The sequence below is a fragment of the Flagellimonas hymeniacidonis genome (assembly GCF_008040165.1).
GTDB lineage: Bacteria > Bacteroidota > Bacteroidia > Flavobacteriales > Flavobacteriaceae > Flagellimonas > Flagellimonas hymeniacidonis.
Window position 1 is genome coordinate 933,004 of sequence record NZ_VRUR01000002.1, and the last position, 19,319, is coordinate 952,322.

Annotated in this window: 18 protein-coding genes; 8 read left to right on the forward strand and 10 right to left on the reverse strand. The window is 37.7% G+C overall.

The annotated features are described in order from the left end of the window. Positions 1-5 precede the first annotated feature (5 nt). From FVB32_RS13140 to FVB32_RS13155, 4 genes are all read right to left on the reverse strand, one after another. A complete protein-coding gene (locus tag FVB32_RS13140; RefSeq protein ID WP_147744250.1) occupies positions 6-371 on the reverse strand; it encodes a diacylglycerol kinase family protein in 366 nt (121 codons plus the stop codon). Then, positions 364-870: a thiol peroxidase gene (gene tpx, locus FVB32_RS13145; protein WP_147744251.1), complete on the reverse strand. Its 507-nt coding sequence runs from the start codon at positions 868-870 to the stop codon at positions 364-366. Before tpx ends, FVB32_RS13140 begins: the two co-directional genes overlap by 8 nt. A gap of 91 nt (positions 871-961) precedes the next feature. Next, a complete protein-coding gene (gene nhaC, locus FVB32_RS13150; protein ID WP_147744252.1) occupies positions 962-2,455 on the reverse strand; it encodes a Na+/H+ antiporter NhaC in 1,494 nt (497 codons plus the stop codon). Between the two features lie 71 nt (positions 2,456-2,526). Continuing rightward, the gene (locus FVB32_RS13155) at positions 2,527-3,747 is read right to left on the reverse strand and encodes an aminotransferase class I/II-fold pyridoxal phosphate-dependent enzyme (protein WP_147744253.1); all 1,221 of its coding nucleotides are present in this window, start codon (positions 3,745-3,747) and stop codon (positions 2,527-2,529) included. A 149-nt stretch (positions 3,748-3,896) separates the two neighbouring features. On the opposite strand from FVB32_RS13155, the gene FVB32_RS13160 reads away from it, so the two are divergent. Both FVB32_RS13160 and FVB32_RS13165 read left to right on the forward strand, forming a co-directional pair. Further along, positions 3,897-4,355 (forward strand): Lrp/AsnC family transcriptional regulator, encoded by a 459-nt coding sequence (locus FVB32_RS13160; protein ID WP_147744254.1) that lies wholly within the window; start codon positions 3,897-3,899, stop codon positions 4,353-4,355. Positions 4,356-4,374: 19 nt separating this feature from the next. Then, complete coding sequence (locus FVB32_RS13165) at positions 4,375-4,854, forward strand: hypothetical protein (RefSeq protein ID WP_222707962.1); 480 nt, start codon at positions 4,375-4,377, stop codon at positions 4,852-4,854. A 7-nt stretch (positions 4,855-4,861) separates the two neighbouring features. On the opposite strand, the gene FVB32_RS13170 is transcribed toward FVB32_RS13165, so the two are convergent. The 4 genes from FVB32_RS13170 to FVB32_RS13185 form a co-directional block, all read right to left on the reverse strand. Further along, the gene (locus tag FVB32_RS13170) at positions 4,862-5,782 is read right to left on the reverse strand and encodes an aldo/keto reductase (RefSeq protein WP_147744256.1); all 921 of its coding nucleotides are present in this window, start codon (positions 5,780-5,782) and stop codon (positions 4,862-4,864) included. After that, a complete protein-coding gene (locus tag FVB32_RS13175) occupies positions 5,766-7,034 on the reverse strand; it encodes an NTP/NDP exchange transporter (RefSeq protein ID WP_147744257.1) in 1,269 nt (422 codons plus the stop codon). Before FVB32_RS13175 ends, FVB32_RS13170 begins: the two co-directional genes overlap by 17 nt. 47 nt (positions 7,035-7,081) lie before the next feature. After that, on the reverse strand, positions 7,082-7,681 hold the full coding sequence (locus tag FVB32_RS13180; RefSeq protein ID WP_147744258.1) for a hypothetical protein: 600 nt from the start codon (positions 7,679-7,681) through the stop codon (positions 7,082-7,084). Between the two features lie 103 nt (positions 7,682-7,784). Further along, positions 7,785-8,825: a helix-turn-helix domain-containing protein gene (locus tag FVB32_RS13185; RefSeq protein ID WP_147744259.1), complete on the reverse strand. Its 1,041-nt coding sequence runs from the start codon at positions 8,823-8,825 to the stop codon at positions 7,785-7,787. A 178-nt stretch (positions 8,826-9,003) separates the two neighbouring features. Between FVB32_RS13185 and lpdA the strand changes: the two genes are divergently transcribed. Then, positions 9,004-10,410, forward strand: coding sequence for a dihydrolipoyl dehydrogenase (gene lpdA / locus FVB32_RS13190; protein WP_147744260.1), 1,407 nt, complete (start codon positions 9,004-9,006; stop codon positions 10,408-10,410). Positions 10,411-10,419: 9 nt separating this feature from the next. Then, on the forward strand, positions 10,420-11,145 hold the full coding sequence (locus FVB32_RS13195) for a DUF2927 domain-containing protein (RefSeq protein ID WP_147744261.1): 726 nt from the start codon (positions 10,420-10,422) through the stop codon (positions 11,143-11,145). Positions 11,146-11,278: 133 nt separating this feature from the next. On the opposite strand, the gene FVB32_RS13200 is transcribed toward FVB32_RS13195, so the two are convergent. Beyond that, positions 11,279-12,688: a DUF3179 domain-containing protein gene (locus FVB32_RS13200; protein WP_147744262.1), complete on the reverse strand. Its 1,410-nt coding sequence runs from the start codon at positions 12,686-12,688 to the stop codon at positions 11,279-11,281. Between the two features lie 80 nt (positions 12,689-12,768). Then, positions 12,769-13,968: an acyltransferase family protein gene (locus FVB32_RS13205; RefSeq protein WP_147744263.1), complete on the reverse strand. Its 1,200-nt coding sequence runs from the start codon at positions 13,966-13,968 to the stop codon at positions 12,769-12,771. A 129-nt stretch (positions 13,969-14,097) separates the two neighbouring features. On the opposite strand from FVB32_RS13205, the gene FVB32_RS13210 reads away from it, so the two are divergent. The 4 genes from FVB32_RS13210 (at position 14,098) to FVB32_RS13225 (ending at position 19,245) form a co-directional block, all read left to right on the forward strand. Then, positions 14,098-14,631 (forward strand): NADPH-dependent FMN reductase, encoded by a 534-nt coding sequence (locus tag FVB32_RS13210; RefSeq protein ID WP_147744264.1) that lies wholly within the window; start codon positions 14,098-14,100, stop codon positions 14,629-14,631. A 6-nt stretch (positions 14,632-14,637) separates the two neighbouring features. Next, entirely contained in the window at positions 14,638-15,939 is a 1,302-nt protein-coding gene (locus FVB32_RS13215; RefSeq protein WP_147744265.1) for an anthranilate synthase component I family protein, read from the forward strand. An 88-nt stretch (positions 15,940-16,027) separates the two neighbouring features. Further along, positions 16,028-17,269: a tRNA lysidine(34) synthetase TilS gene (gene tilS / locus FVB32_RS13220; RefSeq protein ID WP_317132212.1), complete on the forward strand. Its 1,242-nt coding sequence runs from the start codon at positions 16,028-16,030 to the stop codon at positions 17,267-17,269. Beyond that, positions 17,266-19,245, forward strand: coding sequence for a protein-disulfide reductase DsbD family protein (locus FVB32_RS13225; protein ID WP_147744267.1), 1,980 nt, complete (start codon positions 17,266-17,268; stop codon positions 19,243-19,245). The genes tilS and FVB32_RS13225 overlap by 4 nt, the downstream gene beginning before the upstream one ends. Positions 19,246-19,319 lie beyond the last annotated feature (74 nt).

The window sequence follows — 19,319 nt, forward strand, 5'->3', positions numbered from 1 at the left end:
GTTACTCAAACAAATTTTGGCAGATAAATGATGAAACCAATAATGCTTGCGATAATGGATACTATCATAACGGCACCAGCAGAGATATCTTTTATAAAACCAATTTTTGGGTCGTTATTGGGTTGAATATAATCTGATATTTTTTCAACAGCAGTGTTTAGACCTTCTATGCCCATAACCATACCAATAGCCATTAATTGCATCACCCATTCCACATGCGAAATTTCAAAGTAAAAACCAGCACCGGTCATTACTAGCGCAATCACAAATTGAATCTTAATGCTGGATTCGGTTTTCAAAAGTAGAAACATCCCTTTTAAAGCAAAACCAACACTCTTGATCCTATTTTGTATGAATGATTCTTTAGGCATTCATCAACGCTTGGAGTGCAGCTTTATAATTGGGCTCGTCCGCTGTTTCTTGAACTTGTTCTGTGTGAATAATTTGTCCATCCTGATTCAATACAACAATAGATCTAGAAAGGAGTGATTCAAACGCGCTGTCTGCAAAAGCAACACCATATTCTTGTCCGAAGCTTCCTGTTTTATAATCGGAAAGCATTTCTACATTTTCAATTCCTTCTGCTCCACAAAAACGTGTTTGTGCAAAAGGTAGATCTTTGGAGATGCACAAAATTTTTGTGTTTTCCAATTTAGCAGCTTCTTCGTTAAATTGCCGCACCGATTTTGCGCAAGTACCTGTATCAACGCTTGGAAAGATGTTTAACACCACTTTTTGTCCGCTGTAATCTGAAAGAGAAACCTCTGAGAGGTCAGATTTTGTAAGTTTAAAATTTGGTGCAGTCGTATTGATTGATGGTAATTCCCCAACGGTATTTGCTGGATTTCCACCTAGTTTTATTGATGCCATTTTGTTAAAATTTATTTTGGTGTGAAGGTAAAAATATTACTGTTTGCAAAGATTGTTCTTGTAAAATATTTAACCAGAATTTATAAGACTGCTATGATGCTGATTGTGGAGTGGCCAATTGTTTAATTTTTATTTGCAAGGCAGCAAACAATAATGTGGTAAAAGGACTCAACCAATTAAAAATAGCATATAGGAAATATTCCCCAACGCCAACACCGAGAACACCACTATGATAAGCGCCACAAGTGTTCCAAGGAACCAAAACCGACGTTACCGTTCCTGAATCTTCAAGGGTCCTACTGAGGTTTTCCGGAGCCAAGCCTCGTTCTTTATATGCCTTAGAGAACATTTTACCAGGCACTACAATCGCTAGATATTGGTCCGATGCGGTCACGTTTAAAGCCAAGCAACTTCCTACGGTGCTTGCAAAAAGCCCAAAAGTGGTCTTTGCCATGCTTAGCAGTGATTTTGTGATGCGCTGTAGTGCGCCAATACCGTCCATAACGCCCCCAAAAACCATTGCACAAACAATTAACCAAATGGTTCCTAGCATACCGGACATGCCTCCTGAGGAAAATAAATCATTTAATGCTGGGTCGTTTGTGGCAATATTGGTGTCCACTGTTATGGCATTTAAAATTCCTTTATAACCGGATTCAAAATTTAGGCTTGTGCCTCCGCCAATCGTAGTTACAATTTCTGGTTGAAAAATTAAAGCAAACACACCCCCGAGTAAAGTTCCGATTAGCAGGGCCAATAGGGGAGGAGCTTTTTTAACAATTAGAAAGATGACAACAACTGGCACTATAAAAAGCCATCCATTGATATTGAAGGTAGCACTGATATTTTGCAAAATGGCATCTGTATCGGCAACCCCGGAGGAGTCTAGCGTAAAACCTAAAATAATAAAGACCACAAGGGTCACGGAAATTGTTGGGATCGTAGTCCAGGCCATATACCGTATATGGGAAAATAAATCACCCCCAGCCATAGCCGGAGCGAGATTTGTTGTATCACTTAAAGGCGACATTTTATCTCCAAAGTAAGCTCCAGATAATACTGCACCTGCAGTCATCCCCAAAGAGATGCCCAAAGCTTCTCCTATGCCTATTAAGGCAATACCCACAGTTGCAGCAGTTGTCCAGCTACTTCCAGTAGCAATAGAAATGATGGCACAAATAATAACACAGGCGGCTAGAAAAATAGTAGGGTTTAGTATTTGCAAGCCGTAATAAATCATGGCGGGAATAATACCACTGACCAGCCATGTTCCTGAAAGTGCCCCTACCATTAATAATATCAGCAGTGCACCAGTAGTGGACTTCACATTTTCAGCCACTTCGGCTAACATCTGCTTGTAAGAAACTTTATTAAAAAAGCCAACTATGGCTGCTACAGCACCTCCTAATAATAGAATAAATTGGTTAGAGCCACTTAAGGCGTCATCGCCAAAAACGTATACATTGTATGCCAGCATAGCCACCAATGCAAAAACGGGGATTAACGCCTCCCAAATATTCAGTTCTCTATTTTCAATGATTTGTTCGTCTTCGCGGTATTTGGCTTTCTTCTTTTTTTCTGACATTAGTTGGAGTTTGGTAAAAGGTAATATTACGATTTTGAACCTTGTTCTCCAAACAGAGTTTCTAAAGCAATTTAAACCAAGACTGTGCTATTCTCGAGAATATTCAATCTTTCCATACAAGAACGCATTGCTAAATAGGTTCTGTGGATATCATTATCCAAGCCTATTGAAAAACGTATGAGTCCTTGAGAAAGCCCCAACGCTTCCTGCTCTTCCAAAGGAATTTCTGAGGAAGTGGAGGTACCTGGTGCACTAAATAAGGTTTTATAAAAACCAAGACTAACGGCTAGGTAGCCCAATTTTTCTTCTTGCATCAGTTCCATTAGCGCATTTGCTTTGTCCAAACTGCCAACATCCAAAGTCATTAATCCGCCATAACCATACTCTTTATTCATTTGTGCTGTCATGATTTTATGACCAGAATGATGTTCCAAACCTGGATACACCACTTTAAGACCATCTTTTTGAAACTGTTCCGCCAAATATTGCGCATTTTCACCATGCTTTTTGATTCGGATATGAAGGGTTCGCATGTTTTTAAGGACCGAAGCTGCCCTTAAGCTATCCATGGTGCTTCCTAAGAGCATACCTGCTCCGTTGTTAACATCTTTCAGGCTTAAACAGAAATCTTTTGAAGCACATACCGCACCTGCAACGCAGTCACTACTTCCATTGATGAATTTGGTTAAGCTATGTACAACAATATCCGCTCCCAATTTGGCTGCATTAATGCTTAGTGGGGCAAAAGTGTTGTCCACAACCAAAGGGATACTATGTTTTTTTGCAAGTTTGGAGAGCGATTGAATATCTGCTACTTCAAGCAAAGGATTGCTCACAGATTCGCAATAAATCATTTTAGTATTTGAAGTAATGGATGCAGCTACTGAATCTATATCCGTAATGTCAACAAATGTGGTAGAGATATTAAACTTCTTTAAAAAGTTTTTGAGAAATGCATAGGTGCCTCCGTAGATGGTTCTACTACAGACAATATGATCGTTTGCATTGCAAAGTTGAAGTATCACAGCACTAATTGCACCCATTCCACTAGCATAGACATTGGCCGATTCGGTTCCTTCAAGCTGTGCCATGGCTTCACCCAAATATAAATTTGAAGGGGAAGAATGCCTGCTATAGAGATAACAGCCCTCGGTATTGCCCTCAAACGTATCGAACATGGTTTTTGCAGATAAAAAGGTATATGTTGAAGAATCGGAAATGGAAGGATTTACCCCTCCAAATTCTCCAAAATATTGTAAGTCTTGGATATTGTCTGATGCTTTATAATTCATTGGAATACTTTTATGTAAATGTATTTCGTTATAGTGTTAAAGTCAATCATTATTAATGTTTATAGATTTATTTCCTATATTTTTCTAATTATTAGAATATTAAACTAAATTTGATTTGATATCTCGATATCAGTAGAAAAAACATCAGGATGAAACTGGATGAAACCGACAAGCAGCTCATAAAATTGCTACAAGAGGATTGTAAAAAGACTACCAAGTATTATGCGGATATTTTGCAACTATCCAAAACCGCTGTTTATGAGCGCATTCGACGTCTAGAGCGTAACGGGGTTATTACCAATTATGTGGCCTTGGTTGATAAGGAGAAAGTACATCGAAATTTTACCGTTTTGTGTCATATTAAATTGGTGCAACATACAAAGGAAAATGTATTGCGGTTTGAACGGGAAATTTTAAAATTGGAAGAGGTTTCTGAATGTTTTCATGTAAGTGGGGATTACGATTATATCTTAAAAATTAATATGGAGAACATGGAAAGTTATAGGGCTTTTATGGTAACCAAACTTACGGCGATAAGCAATATTGGAAGCACTCAAAGTTCCTTTTCTATAAGTGAAGTAAAGAATACCCCCTCTGTGCATATTTAGCAAAGTTTAACGTAAATCCATGTTAAAAGGGGGTTCGTATTGGGATGATATTCCTAAATTTTTGGTCACATCAAAAAACGAACAACAATCAAAAAACAACTTTTTAAGCATGAATTTCCGTATTCGAGTTTTGCTCACGATACTGGCAACAGTTATTGGAGGGCTATCGCTAGTACTGTATACCACCATTTCACAAGATATACTATTTGATAATTTAAGCTTCTGCACATCCACAAACCAAGAACTGATTCTTGGGAGTATGGCTTTTTTTACATCCGCTGTCTTGGCAGGCTTTATTGCTACATTAATTGTGGTAAAGGACAATTATTTGCCTCACAGCGTAATCTCGCTTTTCATTGTAGCAAAAATGTCTTTTGCGGTGCTATGCGGACAATGGCATGGACCGTTATGGTTTGAAACCGGAATACACCTGTCGCTTATTGGTGGAATTTGGTTAGGAAGATATGGTGCTGTAAAATTTCCGTTGGCGCCGATGTAAATTGAAATTATAAAGATTTCAGATAAGACAGCATTTTATTTCTAGTATTACTATCTGGTATTTTGCCAAGTCCGGCACTCATATTATCAATCATATGATGGGGCTTTGACGTTCCTGGGATGACGCAGCCTACATTTTTATTGGATAGGATAAATTTTAAAAAATATTGCCCCCAGCTGTTTATATCCTGCTCTTTTGCCCATTCTGGCAAAACTTTCCCCCTGGTCAACCTGAATAATGATCCACTTTCATAAGGTTGATTTATGATGGTTGCGGTTCCATACTTTTCAGCAGTTTCAAATAAGGAGTTTTCAGCATGTCTGGATCGGATGGAATAATTAAACTGAACAAAATCGGGTCTTTCTGCCTTAATGATTTTTTCCAACGTGCTATGCGAAGAATCAACATAATGTGTAATGCCCCAATACCGAATCTTTTGCTGCTCTTTCCATGCCTTAAGTGTTTTCACATGCGTTTGCCAGTCCACTAGATTATGGATCTGTATCAAGTCCATTTTATTTCTTTGCATTTTCTGGAAAGATGCATCCATTTGACGAATGCCGGCTTGTTCCCCAGATATCCAAACTTTAGTGGCATAAAACAGCTTGTTTCCAAAATCTTGTTTGCTGGTAAGATCTCCAACCACTTTTTCCGAACTTCCATACATAGGGGAGGAGTCAATCACAGTTCCACCCATACGGTACATTTCATAAAGAACTTGACTTAAAACCTTGCGTTGTTCTTCATTATTGCCAACGTCAAAAGTTTGCCAAGTACCCAAGCCAACTACAGGCAATTCCTCACCTGTAGAAGGGATAATTCGTTTAAATATTTTTCTATCAGAAGGCATAAAAGAATATAGCGAAAGTCCAATTCCCGCTAAAAGTGATAATTTTAAGGTTTCCCTACGGTTATACATTGTTTTCATATGTCTTGTCATTTAAAATTAAAACATTCTCTTTTTGTTTTTGGTGTTTTCCCAATGTAAACCCAATGTAACTCCATAAAAATGCAATGGGAATTGCCAAAAAGGCAATTGCACCCAACCCCCATCCAATGGCAACAAGTCCTGCGAACATCCAGCCAACCAGAGCATCCCCTCCTCGGTATATAGCGGTGTCGATGAAGTTTTTAGCCTTATACTTTTCATCAAAAGAGGTTACGGTAAATAAAATTTCTTTTCCAGGACGTAAGAGGACGAAATTCCCAGATCGATGAATAATCATCAGTACAGATATGATACTTAGTGATGGGTTAAGCCCCAGAAAGATAAGACCGAGTCCCATGATAAATGGAATAGATGCCATTACTATGGATAACCCAACCATTTTTACAATTTTACTGGTAAAGAAAAACTGACCAACAATTGCAATGGCATTAACAGTAAAATCGATATTTGAAAAATAACCAATACGTGCTGAAGTACCAGTTAAGGTTTTTTCTACAATATGTGCTTGTTCAAAGTAAAGTACGGTGGAAATGGAAGTGTAGAGCACCACAAAACCAACAATTCCCAGCAGATAATAGGATTTGGTAATCATTTTAACGCCTTCAAACAAATCAATAATAACAATAGAAGAATGTTGAGCTGCCCTGTTGAAATGATTTTTTTTAGGTGATAGGGCCAAAATACTTAGTATACAGAAGAGTGCCATCAATAAAAATACAGCTGCAAAGAGCAACAATATGCTAATAGAAAATTGAGCACTTAAATACTTTGCAATTACTGGCCCAGTTAGGGCCCCTAAACTTCCGCCGGAAGCTATGATTCCAAAAAACCGTTTGGAAGATTTACTAGAAAATATATCTGCCATAAAACTCCAGAAAAGCGAGACCACAAACAGATTAAATACACTGAGCCAAATAAAAAATGAAATGGCCACAATTCGTGTTGACCCAAAAATTTCAAAGAGTGCATAGAACAACAGAATATTTGCCACAAAAAAGGAATAGGAAAATAGAAGTACGCTTCTAATGGAGTTTTTGGCAATCAAGAGAGCAAAAACAGGTACGACTAGCAGCATAGCGACAAAAGTGCCTGTAAACAACCATTGCATGTTTATGGCCCCATTTACAATACCCATTTCATCCCGCAAGGGTCTTAGAATAAAATAGGAGCAGAGCAGACAAAAAAAGTAGATGGATGACCATGTCACCAGTTTCAGTTCGTTTTTTTTCATGGAGTTGTTGCTTCCGTTTAGAGAAATGCCAAACTTCTATTGACGAATCAGTCCTGCTTCTTAGAAGCAATCTTTTTCCCGGTGCCCTTAACGGTAAGATTGAATTTGGTAATGGGCATATCTGGAAAATTTGCAACATTTTTTCTTGTGTAAGAGGTGTTGCCTTCATCAAATAGGTATATATCCTCATAGCGCTCTTTCCCATTTCTCACATCCAATTCGCCTTGAATGGTCATAGCGCGGGTTATGGAATCGTAATTCAAGTATTCTTTTGCCGTTCCAGGCCAGTTACTATAGATTCCTATCCGCTCAAAACCATCAACAAAGTTTCCGTATCTAATGGCTTCTAAAAAAGTTCTCTCTCTGTCTTTAAACCGGCCGCTATCGCAGGTGACCTCACCCTTGCAAATAATATATTTAGGTTCCCTATTTAAATCAAGATCATAATAGCAGGTTTGGGTGCCTTTTTCGGTAAACCAAATTCCCTTTTCTGGATGGTAGGTATTGTAGAACTCGAATTGTATCTCCCATGTTCCAATTAAAAAGTCTAGATTTCTGATAGAAGGCTTGCTTTCCGCTTTTTGAGCAAAAAGAGTACTGGAAAAGAATAATACAGTGAGGAAAGTAAGTAGCTTTTTATATGTCATTTTGAAAAGGAATTTGAATTAATACTGGAACTAGTTACAAATTCCAAGTCCTTTTCAATGGCGCATTGGTAAATCTATATGAGTGATTTATAAATCAAGGATTTTATGAGTGGTTATCCCTGAATTTGGACGGTGTGGTATTCTCAGTTTTTTTAAAAAAGCTATTAAAAGAAGAAAGGGAGTTAAAACCACAGTCGTACGCAATGTTGGCAATTTTAATATGGGCGTAGTCTGGATGCAACAACTTTTGTTTAGCCTCCTCAATTCGATATCCATTCAAAAAATCGGGGAAGCTTTTCCCAATCCCATTATTGACAATATAGGACACCAAGTATGAAGGTAGCTTTAGCGCTTTTCCAACTTTGTTTAAGGTGCAATTTGGATCTAAAAATAATTTTTGCTCCTGCATTAAAAGATTAAGCTGTTTCACATGCGCATTGAGCTCCCTCTCCGAAAGTTTAATATTCTGATGCTTTTTAGAGGGATTGTATTTTAAAAGTGATGGATTTTTAAAGAGCAAAAAGGCCAAAAAATAGATAAATGGAAGGTAAATAATGGGGCCTAACAAGTAAGGCGTTATGCCCAAAATATAATTTGAAAAATATAAAAATTGAAACACCGCTGTCCCAATCAACAAAGACAATATCCAAATAATGTGGCTATGGGTCAAAGGAGTGGAACGCTTAGAAAAAAAGTGAACCCCTAAAAGAATTAGCCCTAGAAAGCTATAGCTGATTTGGTGAAACAATAAGGATGTATATCCTCCAGCATACCAAAAGCCATCCAAAGAAAGCGTGGTGATAGACAACAGCAACAAAACCCCTGGTAGAAAATGCAAAAGGTTGAACCAAGACCATTTTCTAGGAAATAAGAAATGGAGTGCATAAAGAAACAAGGCTGGTCCAGAGACAGCGTGGGCCATAAAACCGAAATTAATTACCCAGATGGGGGTACTATCCAAATATACCCAGAGAATAGACTTGGCAAGTCGAATGGTTATGGCAACAAAAAAAAGACAGAGCAAAAGATTTCTATAATCTTTTTTACGCTCATAAAAACTATAAAAGGCCATCAACAGGCTTTGTGTAGCACCTACTCCGGCAATGAACACTTCCAATTCTTTGTTGATCCTGGCTGTTTGCATATTCTAAATGAAACTCAATTTAAACAAATTTTATGGTAATTAAATGAATGTTTAAATTAAAGATATATACAGTTCTTCCCTTGATAAAATCAAATCTAAAAAGAAGCACCTCTTTTCACATAAACATTGTTATTTTTGTAGTGATTATCGAACAAAGTAATATCCCTAAGAATTAGATATGAATCAATACGATGTGGCCGTTATTGGCTCTGGACCTGGAGGCTATGTAGCGGCAATTCGCTGTGCGCAATTAGGAATGAAAACAGCAATTATAGAAAAGTACAGCACCTTGGGCGGTACCTGTCTAAATGTGGGTTGTATTCCATCAAAAGCACTTTTGGATTCTTCGCATCATTATGAAGATGCCATAAAACATTTTGAAGAACACGGAATTGATATTCCTGGAGAAGTCAAAGTGAATTTAAAGCAAATGATCGCTAGAAAACAAGGAGTCGTTGACCAAACAACCAAGGGTATCGAGTTCTTAATGGATAAAAACAAGATTGATGTATACCAGGGAGTGGGAAGCTTTAAAGATGCCACGCATATTAATATAGATAAGGCCGATGCCAAAACGGAGACCATTGAGGCAAAGCACATCATTATTGCCACGGGTTCTAAACCATCTAGCCTACCTTTTATAAAAATTGATAAAGAACGGGTCATAACATCAACAGAAGCTTTGAAGCTCAAGGAAATCCCTAAGCACATGATCGTGATTGGCGGTGGGGTTATTGGCTTAGAACTTGGGCAAGTATACAAGCGTTTAGGTTCAGAAGTTACCGTAATAGAATTTATGGACCGGATTATTCCTGGAATGGACGGAGGACTTTCCAAAGAATTGATGAGGTCATTAAAAAAGCAAAAAGTAAAATTCAATCTATCCCATAAGGTAAAATCTGTTGAAAGAAAAGGGAATGAGGTGATTGTAAAGGCAGACGATAAAAAAGGACAAGAAGTCACTTTTACCGGAGACTATTGTTTGGTTTCTGTTGGGCGAAGACCTTACACAGATGGATTGAATGCCGAAGCCGCTGGAGTGAAATTGGATGATAGGGGTAGAGTAGAAGTCAATGACCATTTACAGACCAATGTTTCCAACATTTATGCTATTGGTGATGTGGTTCGCGGAGCGATGCTGGCACACAAAGCTGAAGAAGAAGGAACTATGGTTGCAGAATTGATTGCTGGTCAAAAACCACATATCAATTACAATCTAATTCCTGGAGTTGTGTATACTTGGCCAGAAGTTGCAGCCGTAGGTAAAACCGAAGAAGAATTGAAAGAAGCAGGTATTGCTTATAAAGTAGGACAGTTTCCCATGCGTGCTTTGGGTCGTGCCAGGGCCAGTATGGATATAGATGGTTTCGTGAAAATATTAGCGGATAAAGCTACAGATGAGGTACTAGGTGTGCACATGATCGGTGCCCGTTGTGCCGATTTAATTACAGAAGGGGTCACCGCTATGGAATTTAGAGCTTCAGCAGAGGATATAGCGCGAATGAGTCATGCGCATCCAACCTATGCTGAGGCTGTAAAAGAGGCTGCTTTGGCTGCCACGGAGGACAGAGCTCTTCATATCTAAACCGCAGTTATGATAAGGAAATTTTTGTTTTTGGTAGGACTGATTCTGGTTTCCTGTAGTTCAGATGACACTGGTGAGGTGCCCGATGGAGATACTCCAGAGCAAACTGGACTTACCGAATTCCAACTCGAATTTATAGAAGAATATCATTACGTTACCTTTAATCTTAGCCCAACCTCTTTTGGTGGGAATCTTAATGAAAAATGGAGCGAAGAAGTCAAAATCTTTCTAGATGGGGGTGCAGATGCCAGTTACCAAGAATCTGTCGAAAATCAGATTTCTACCCTAAACGATTATATGACTGATGGAACTACATTGGAAGTTGTAAATGCGCTTTCAGAGGCAAACGTACATTTGTATTTAGGTCCAGCGGTAGATATAGAAAACTTATGGCCGGATATGTTCTCATTTCTTTCTCAAGGTAGTTTTCAAGGCTATGCGCTCTATTCAAGTAGTTCATCTAACATCAACTTCGGCCGTATTTGGGTAAACAATGACGGAATGCCCATATTTACACATGAATTAGGTCATGTTTTAGGCTTTGGCCATGCCAGTGATGCACGTTGCGGCCAAAACTCAAGCTTTATGTGCTCAAGTCTATCCAATGGATTCTCAACTTTTGATACAGGCATGATTAAAACACTATATCATCCCGATATCACTGTTGGAAAGACATTTCAACAGCTTCGGCCTGTTATAGAAGAATTATTGCTATCTGAATCCATTGCACTTTAACCATATATTTCAAAATAGCTCACCTACTTTTTGAAAAGGACTCAAAAATAATAGTCGACAATCACCATATTACTTAAAACAATGAGTCCTGACTATCGAAATAGCCAGGACTCTCCTCCTCATCATAGCAACCCTACTTTATTAATGTTACCTCTGGAAAAGCAGCCTTATAGCCAAACCAAAAGGCATTATGGGAAGGAAAACGTTCTAATTTTGTTCCATTGGAATTGAACAATCCATTTTCTTTGAGACTCCATGCAATTCCGTTTTCATCAATGACCTTACTGCCTCGGTCATAATCTTTAAATTTTAAACCTTTGGTTTTAAACACGCGATGTGCACTTGTTTTATCTGTAAACACCGTAAATGCGACTGTGCCTATTTTATTTTGATAGATAGGATGCTTTCTTAAAAAGTTACTGCTAATGGCTAAATTTTCATTAGATACATCTGGCAATCTTAGTGCAAGAATTTCATCTTTGTTTTTTAAGCTGCTGTCAATTTTGGGAACAGTAAACATTAAGTCATCGGTGGAAAAGTAATCCTTATAGGCAACACCCTCTCTATAGTCCCTTCGGTGCCCTGTATCCAAGGATAACACTTTGGTGTCTGGATGTCTTTTCTGCCATTCACCCCAAGTAGTGGTCACCACGCTTAAATAATCAAGTTTTATTCCCTTACCTACCAGAGGCCCAATAACAGGCTCACCTTCCAAAGTACTCCAAAGCGATTGGGTGGCCTTGTCATACATCAATTTATTAGAACGATATAAAAACCCACTAGTGCCCAATTCATGATTGGTGCCTTCGTGTTTTGTTTTATATAAAATAACCGTACCACATAAGGTGCAATACACTCCTGCAACATCAATTCCACCAACTTGGTCCACAAACATTTCATGCCAAGCCAAGATTTGTTTTGGATAGGCTCTGGCATCTCCATTCACTTCAATACCAAAAACGGTGGCACTATCGCTTAGGTACGTTGCTTCCAAAGGACTTATCATTTTAGGGTTGCGCAATGGTGGAATACCATCTTGAAGCACACCTCCCCAACGCACTTCATCCAACCGTATCAAAGATTGCTTGCTTCTATTTGAAAAGTATTTTTTAAATTTTGGATCAATATATTCGTGCAGTTCTCCTTTAAATTGATAGTACTCTTCTGAATAGGTTGCATTCTTATTCCATAACCATTGAAACCATTTGTCGTAATCGAAACCAAACTGTTTATTTGTCTTTTGCTCCAATAATTTGAGAAGTTTATTTGAATGAGCGGTGGATCTAGAAAAATATATGGATTCCAAAAGCATGATTTCATAACTCTCCTCCCAATTAGAAGCTATAAAACTTAATGCTCTGGCTGTTGCATCTGAATCACTTTCGTTCAGTAAATCCAAAAAATAGGAGGTAATTTCTTTTTGGTTAGCCATAGCCTCACTCTCCATTTTAGGTCCAGAATTATTTTGGAAATAGTATAGGGATGCCACGGAAAGGTAAACAGAGAAAAACAAAAAACTTTTAAGCTTGAATGCTGTTAACATAAATATGCATTTATGCTAGTTCAGTCGATTTAAAGGCCTAGAAATCTTGTATTTAACTCTTTTTTATGAGAAGAATAGGTTTACTGGTTTTTGGCCAAACCAAAAATACGATGCAGAAAAACTCTTGTTTTAAGGTATATTTCTTTGCGGATGGGTTTGCTAGCCTTATATAAATCGACACTTTGATTTTTGGCATAATCCAATCCCCAGGCAATGTTACCCTTAATTTCAGATTCATACTTGTTGTACCTCAATGCAAGAAATGTGCAGGCAAGCATAAATACCAATGTTGTTGGAATTACTACTGACGGTGTTACTATATGGTTAAAGAATCTATACAAGCCCAAGCCAGTAAAGCTACCATATAGAATTATAAAATGGATGACATAAATAGATAAAGTGTTGGCACCAATGCTTAGCACTGTTTTATTCGTCATGAACTTACGAAACAGCATAAAAACCGCGAACGCAAGGAGCACATCTCCTAACCTGATGAACAAGTAATTGTTAAAGAAGATGTCTGCAAAAAGTTGCACACCAGTCAATCTATGTATAAACAGAAATACATCTGACGAGGTAAAAATTAGCAAACAACCCACAGCAAGTGCCGTACTTATGGCAACATCATACAAATACTTATAGTCTTTAAATCTGTTAAACAGGATGGATATAAACCCTCCTAATGTGGCATAACCCAACCAAGGGATTATTGTGAATACAGAACCGTTGGCCTTAGTAAAATAATTGGCTATCGCATCTGGCAAAAATGAAAATGACCATTGTTTATAGGTTGGTTCAAAAAGAAATAAAACCAAAGTAATCCCTATAAGCAAAGATGGGAAAAGGTATTTTTTCTTTTCAGCCGAAAAAAGATAAATCCCGATTAAGGCCAAAATGGAAAGCCCTATACAATGTAAAACATCGACCAAATAGAAGGAGTCATAAATTTCCCCATTAAAAATCCCAAAAAGATTCATGCGCAACAGATAGCCTATCAACAATAATTGTAGACCTCGTCTAATTCCTTTTTTCACTCTTGGATTTTCGAACCCTTTTTGAGGGACTTTAATGAGCAGGTAGGTGAAAATAAAACCAGAAACCGTGAAGAAAACGGGAGCGGTTATACCTCTAAAATAAAGCCAAACGGTAAAAATAATGTTCTCCCTGTCCCTAAAAACAGGGTCTAGCAAACCATCTATAAAATGCCCTTGAAGCATCATTAGAATAGCCCATGCACGCATGGCATCTATAAAAAATAACCTGTTGGTTTTGGCTTTCATTGGTAAACTATTATCCTATATACTTGCCTAACAGCTAGTTTGGACGTTTCGCGATGCGAAATTAGACAAAATACTCGCAAGTATTACCCAATTGAGGTATTTTAGCGAAACAAACAACATTTTCTATATATGGCTGCAATTTTGGCATTAGCAGGAAGCAATTCTTCAACTTCTATCAATTTTAAACTCGTGCGGCATACCGCTGCACTGATACAAAACCATGAAGTTCAGATGCTAAACATGTCAAGATATCCTTTCCCTATATTTAGCGAGGATGAGGAAAAACAAAAGGGCTATTCCAATTCTTTAATTGAACTAAAAAATGATATCGCCAACGCAAATGCGTTGATACTTTCTGTAAACGAGCACAATGGCAATCCCTCCGCGTATTTTAAAAATGTATTGGATTGGTTGTCAAGATTGGAACGAAAGTTTTTGTTGGATACAAAGGTGCTGTTAATGTCTACGGCTCCAGGAAAAAGAGGAGGAATTGGTGCATTGGAGGTAATCCAAAACTTGTTACCTAGGTTTGGTGCCGAAATTGCATCTACATTTTCTCTGCCCTCTTTCCATGAGAATTTTAATGAAAATGGAATAAGCGACGAAACCCTAAAAAAACAACATCAGGTAGCCTTGGATGTGTTTTTGGAAACCATTAAGTAAATTTCATTGCGTAGCCATCGTTCCTTTTCAACGCCCTCTCATTTAGCATATAAAAACGCTTTGTTGGAATGGTCAAAATCATATGATAAAATTGTATGGTTAGACAGTAATGAGCATGTGAACAAGTACACCTCTTTTGATGCAATTCTTGCCATTGACGGACAGACCGATAAGTCTAAAAAATGCTTTAAAAACACCGATGAAGTAATAGATTTTATCGATAATGAGAATGATTGGCTGTTTGGTTATCTTTCATATGATTTAAAAAACGAGTGGGAAGACTTGGTTTCGAAGAATTATGATGGCCTGGATTTTCCTGAAATCCACTTTTTTCAGCCAGATAAAATTATAACCGTAAAGGAGAAAAAAATCACCTTTTTATATCTGGATAGCATTTCTGATGAAATAGAGAAGGACTATAAGGAAATTCTGGAAATTGTACAGTCAAAAGAAAAAAAGAACACGCATTTTCAATCTATCCGTATAAAACTCAGAATCCATAAAGATGCCTATTTTGAGAAAATAAAAAGAATGCTATGGCACATTCACAGAGGAGACATTTATGAGGCCAATTTTTGCCAGGAGTTTTATTCGGAAAATACCAATATTGACCCATGGGAGACTTATCGACATTTAAATATGATTTCTACTCCTCCCTTTGCTACTTTTCTTCGGTTGGAGGATAAATACCTACTATGTGCGTCACCAGAACGCTATTTAAAAAAAATAGATCAAATGGTTGTATCACAGCCCATTAAAGGCACATCGGCTAGAGGAGAAAATGAAAAGGAAGATGAAGAATTTAAAATTGCGTTGCAAAATGATGCTAAGGAAAGGGCAGAAAATATTATGATTACGGATTTGGTTAGAAATGACCTTTCTAAAAGTGCATTAAAAGGTAGTGTAACAGTAGAGGAATTATGCAAGGTGTATACCTTTGAGCAAGTTCATCAAATGATTTCTACGGTTGTTTCAAAAGTGCCAAAGGGTAAAAACCCATTTGAACTGATTAAAGAAACCTTTCCTATGGGTAGTATGACGGGAGCTCCTAAGATTTCAGCAATGAAAATAATAGAGGAGTTGGAAGAAACCAAAAGAGGACTTTATAGCGGAGCGGTTGGTTATTTTGATCCTAAAGGAAACTTTGATTTTAATGTGGTGATACGGAGTATTTTATATAATGCTTCCAGAAAATATGTTTCCTTTTCGGTAGGTAGCGCCATAACGGCAAAATCGGATACAGAAAAGGAGTACCAGGAATGTTTGCTCAAAGCCAAGGCCATGAGAAGTGTTTTGGAGCAGCGCTGATGTTTATTAGTATTTTAGCCAAGTGTTAGAAGAGTTCAATAAGGAAATAAAAGACCGTTTTTCTTTTTTGCAAAAAGCGAGCCTGCTCGTGGCGTGTAGTGGAGGAGTGGACAGCGTGGTCTTGACTCATTTATGCGTCAAATCCGGATTTAAAATTATTTTGGTACACTGTAATTTTAATCTGCGGGGTAAGGAGAGCGATGAAGATGAGCAGTTTGTGCGTAGGCTTGCGAATCAATTTAAGGTTGAGGTATTAGTAAAATCTTTTGATACCAAACACTATACTCAAAACCATAAGGGGTCCATTCAAATGGCGGCAAGAACACTGCGATATGAGTGGTTCGCGCAACTAGCAGCAGAAAGGAAAATTGACTACATTTTAACCGCACATCATTTAGATGATAGTTTGGAAACCTTCTTGATCAATCTCTCAAGGGGTACGGGAATCGATGGTCTCTCAGGCATTCCAGCCCAAAATGATAAAATAGTTCGACCACTTATTGGTTTTTCAAGAGCTGAGATTCTTCAGTATGCCAAAAACGAAAATTTTAGTTGGAGGGAGGACAGCAGCAATATGGAAAGCAAGTATTTGCGCAACAAAATTCGCTTGGAAATTGCACCTAAACTTAAAGAACTTCAGCCTGCTTTTTTAAAGAACTTTAAACAAACACAGGTTCATCTAGAGCAAACTAATTCCTTGATTAAAAATCATATCAACCAAGTAAAGGAAAATCTGTTCAAGGAAAAAAATGGTGTAATTTCTATTGATATCGAAGCACTATCAGCGCTAAAACCACAAAAAGCATATTTGTACCAGCTTTTTAAGGAATATGGATTTAAAGAATGGGATGATGTGTACGGACTTTTAACAGCAATGAGTGGGAAAGAGATACACTCCACAACCCATAGATTGGTAAAGGACAGAACGGATTTAATTTTGTCAACAAAAGAAACAAAATCCCGACAGACATTTCTAATCGAAAAAGATGAATTAAAAACTACAATACCTATTCCTTTGACTATTGAAGAAGTCGAAATCATGGAAAAAGGAGCACCAAATGTGGTTTTTTTGGATAAGGAAAAGTTAAACTATCCGTTAATATTAAGGAATTGGCAAAAAGGCGACTATTTTTATCCATCTGGAATGAAGGGGAAAAAGAAGTTGTCAAAATTCTTTAAAGATGAGAAAGTTGATGTGCTTTCCAAAGAAAAACAGTGGTTGTTATGCTCAGGCGAGCATATTGTTTGGGTAATAGGCAGAAGGTCAGATGAGCGATATAAGGTTGATGATTCAACTAAGAATATTTTAAAAATTACATGTTCTGTATGAGGTATTTGTTACTACTCTTAGGTTTCTTTTTTGCATGCTCTACTGTTCAAGCACAATCTGATGATGACCCTGCTCTTTGGTCGCATGAAGTGAAGCAGCTATCAGACACGGAATACGAACTTGTCTTTAAAGGGAAGATTTTTGAAGGATGGCACGTCTATTCCCAGTATACGGCTGAGGGCGGTTCTTTACCAAGTGAGTTTACTTTTGAAAAAGCAGGAGAAGAATATGAATTACTTGGAAAAACTGAAGAGAGCGAGACGATTACGGAATACAGCGACGTTTTTGAAGTTGACGAAACTTTTTTCAAGAAAGAAGCCATTTTTACTCAAAGAATTAAGCTCTTAAGTCCAGAGGTTTCACAGATATCTGTTAACCTATTCTATCAAATATGTAAAGAAGTTTGTATTCCAAAGGATGAGCTATTTCAAATTTCGTTAGATGGAAATGCTTTTGTTGCCGCAGAACAGACTGTGGATGAACGCAGTCTTATCCTTGGGTCATCATTAAAGTTGGATTTAAAGAACAAAGCACTTTTAAATCAAGGTGATTTTGAAAATTTAAAAGGGGGGTCCAATCTCTGGATGATTTTTGGTCTGGGCTTTTTAGGGGGGCTTATCGCGTTATTGACACCATGTGTTTTTCCAATGATCCCACTTACAGTATCTTTCTTCACTAAGCAAACCCAACAAAAGTCGAAGGGAATAGGGAATGCCATATTATATGGCTTCTTTATTGTATTGATTTATTTTTTATTGAGTTTGCCCTTTCATTTGTTCGATTCTGTAGATTCTCAAATTCTAAATACCATTGCCACCAACATCTGGCTTAATATAGTCTTCTTTGTCATTTTTGTGTTTTTTGCTTTTTCCTTCTTTGGGTATTATGAGTTGACCTTACCAAGCTCATGGGCCAATAAAATGGATGCGGCATCTTCCAAAGTGGGAGGAGAGTTAGGAATATTCTTTATGGCGTTGACGCTTGCCATTGTTTCCTTTTCATGCACAGGACCCATTTTAGGAGGTCTTTTAGGAAGCACCACCTTGGCGGAAGGCAATGTGGCCATAAATCTTTCAGCGGGAATGGTAGGCTTTGGATTGGCTTTGGCGCTTCCATTTGCCTTATTTGCGCTATTTCCTGCATGGCTAAATTCCTTGCCAAAATCTGGAGGTTGGATGACCACAGTGAAGGTCGTTTTAGGATTTTTAGAATTGGCACTAGCATTTAAATTTCTTTCAAATGCAGATTTGGTTGGAAACTGGGGTATATTCAAAAGAGAAATATTTTTGGGCATTTGGATTGTATTGTTTGTATTGTTGGCACTTTATCTTTTCGGTGTATTCAGATTTCCGCATGATGGTCCAAAGCAAAAACTTTCACCCACCCGAAAATTTATCGGATTGTTAAGCGTAGCTTTTTCTGCATATTTAATATTAGGGCTGCTTAACATTACCAACTTGAAATTGCTAAGCGGCTTTCCTCCACCAGATTTTTATAGTGTAAAAGAAACAAAGAGTGACTGTCCATTAGGCCTGGATTGTTTCAAGGACTTTGAAGAGGGGGTGGCCTATGCACAAGAAGTAAATAAGCCGATTCTTTTAGATTTTACAGGTTGGGCTTGCGTAAACTGCAGAAAAATGGAAGAAAACGTATGGAGCGATTCCAAAATATATCCATTGCTTAAGGATGAATACGTGCTTATTTCATTATATGTAGATGATAGGAAGGAACTTCCTGAGCGGGAGAAGTTTGATTTTAAATACGATTCCGGAAGAATAAAGACTATAGAGACCGTTGGTCAAAAATGGGGAACTTTTCAAACCATAAACTTCAATGCAGCCTCCCAGCCATACTACGTGTTACTTTCACCTAATCTAGAAATTTTGAATGATGCTGTACAGTACGTGGACACAGAAGTGTATGAAGCATGGCTTAAATCCGGTTTGGAAAAGTATCATCTTTCCATGAATAAATAGGTTTGGATTACTTGATCTAGAGATTCACCCTTTTTGGAAAAAAGCTTAACTTAGTTCCGCTAAATTAACTTAAC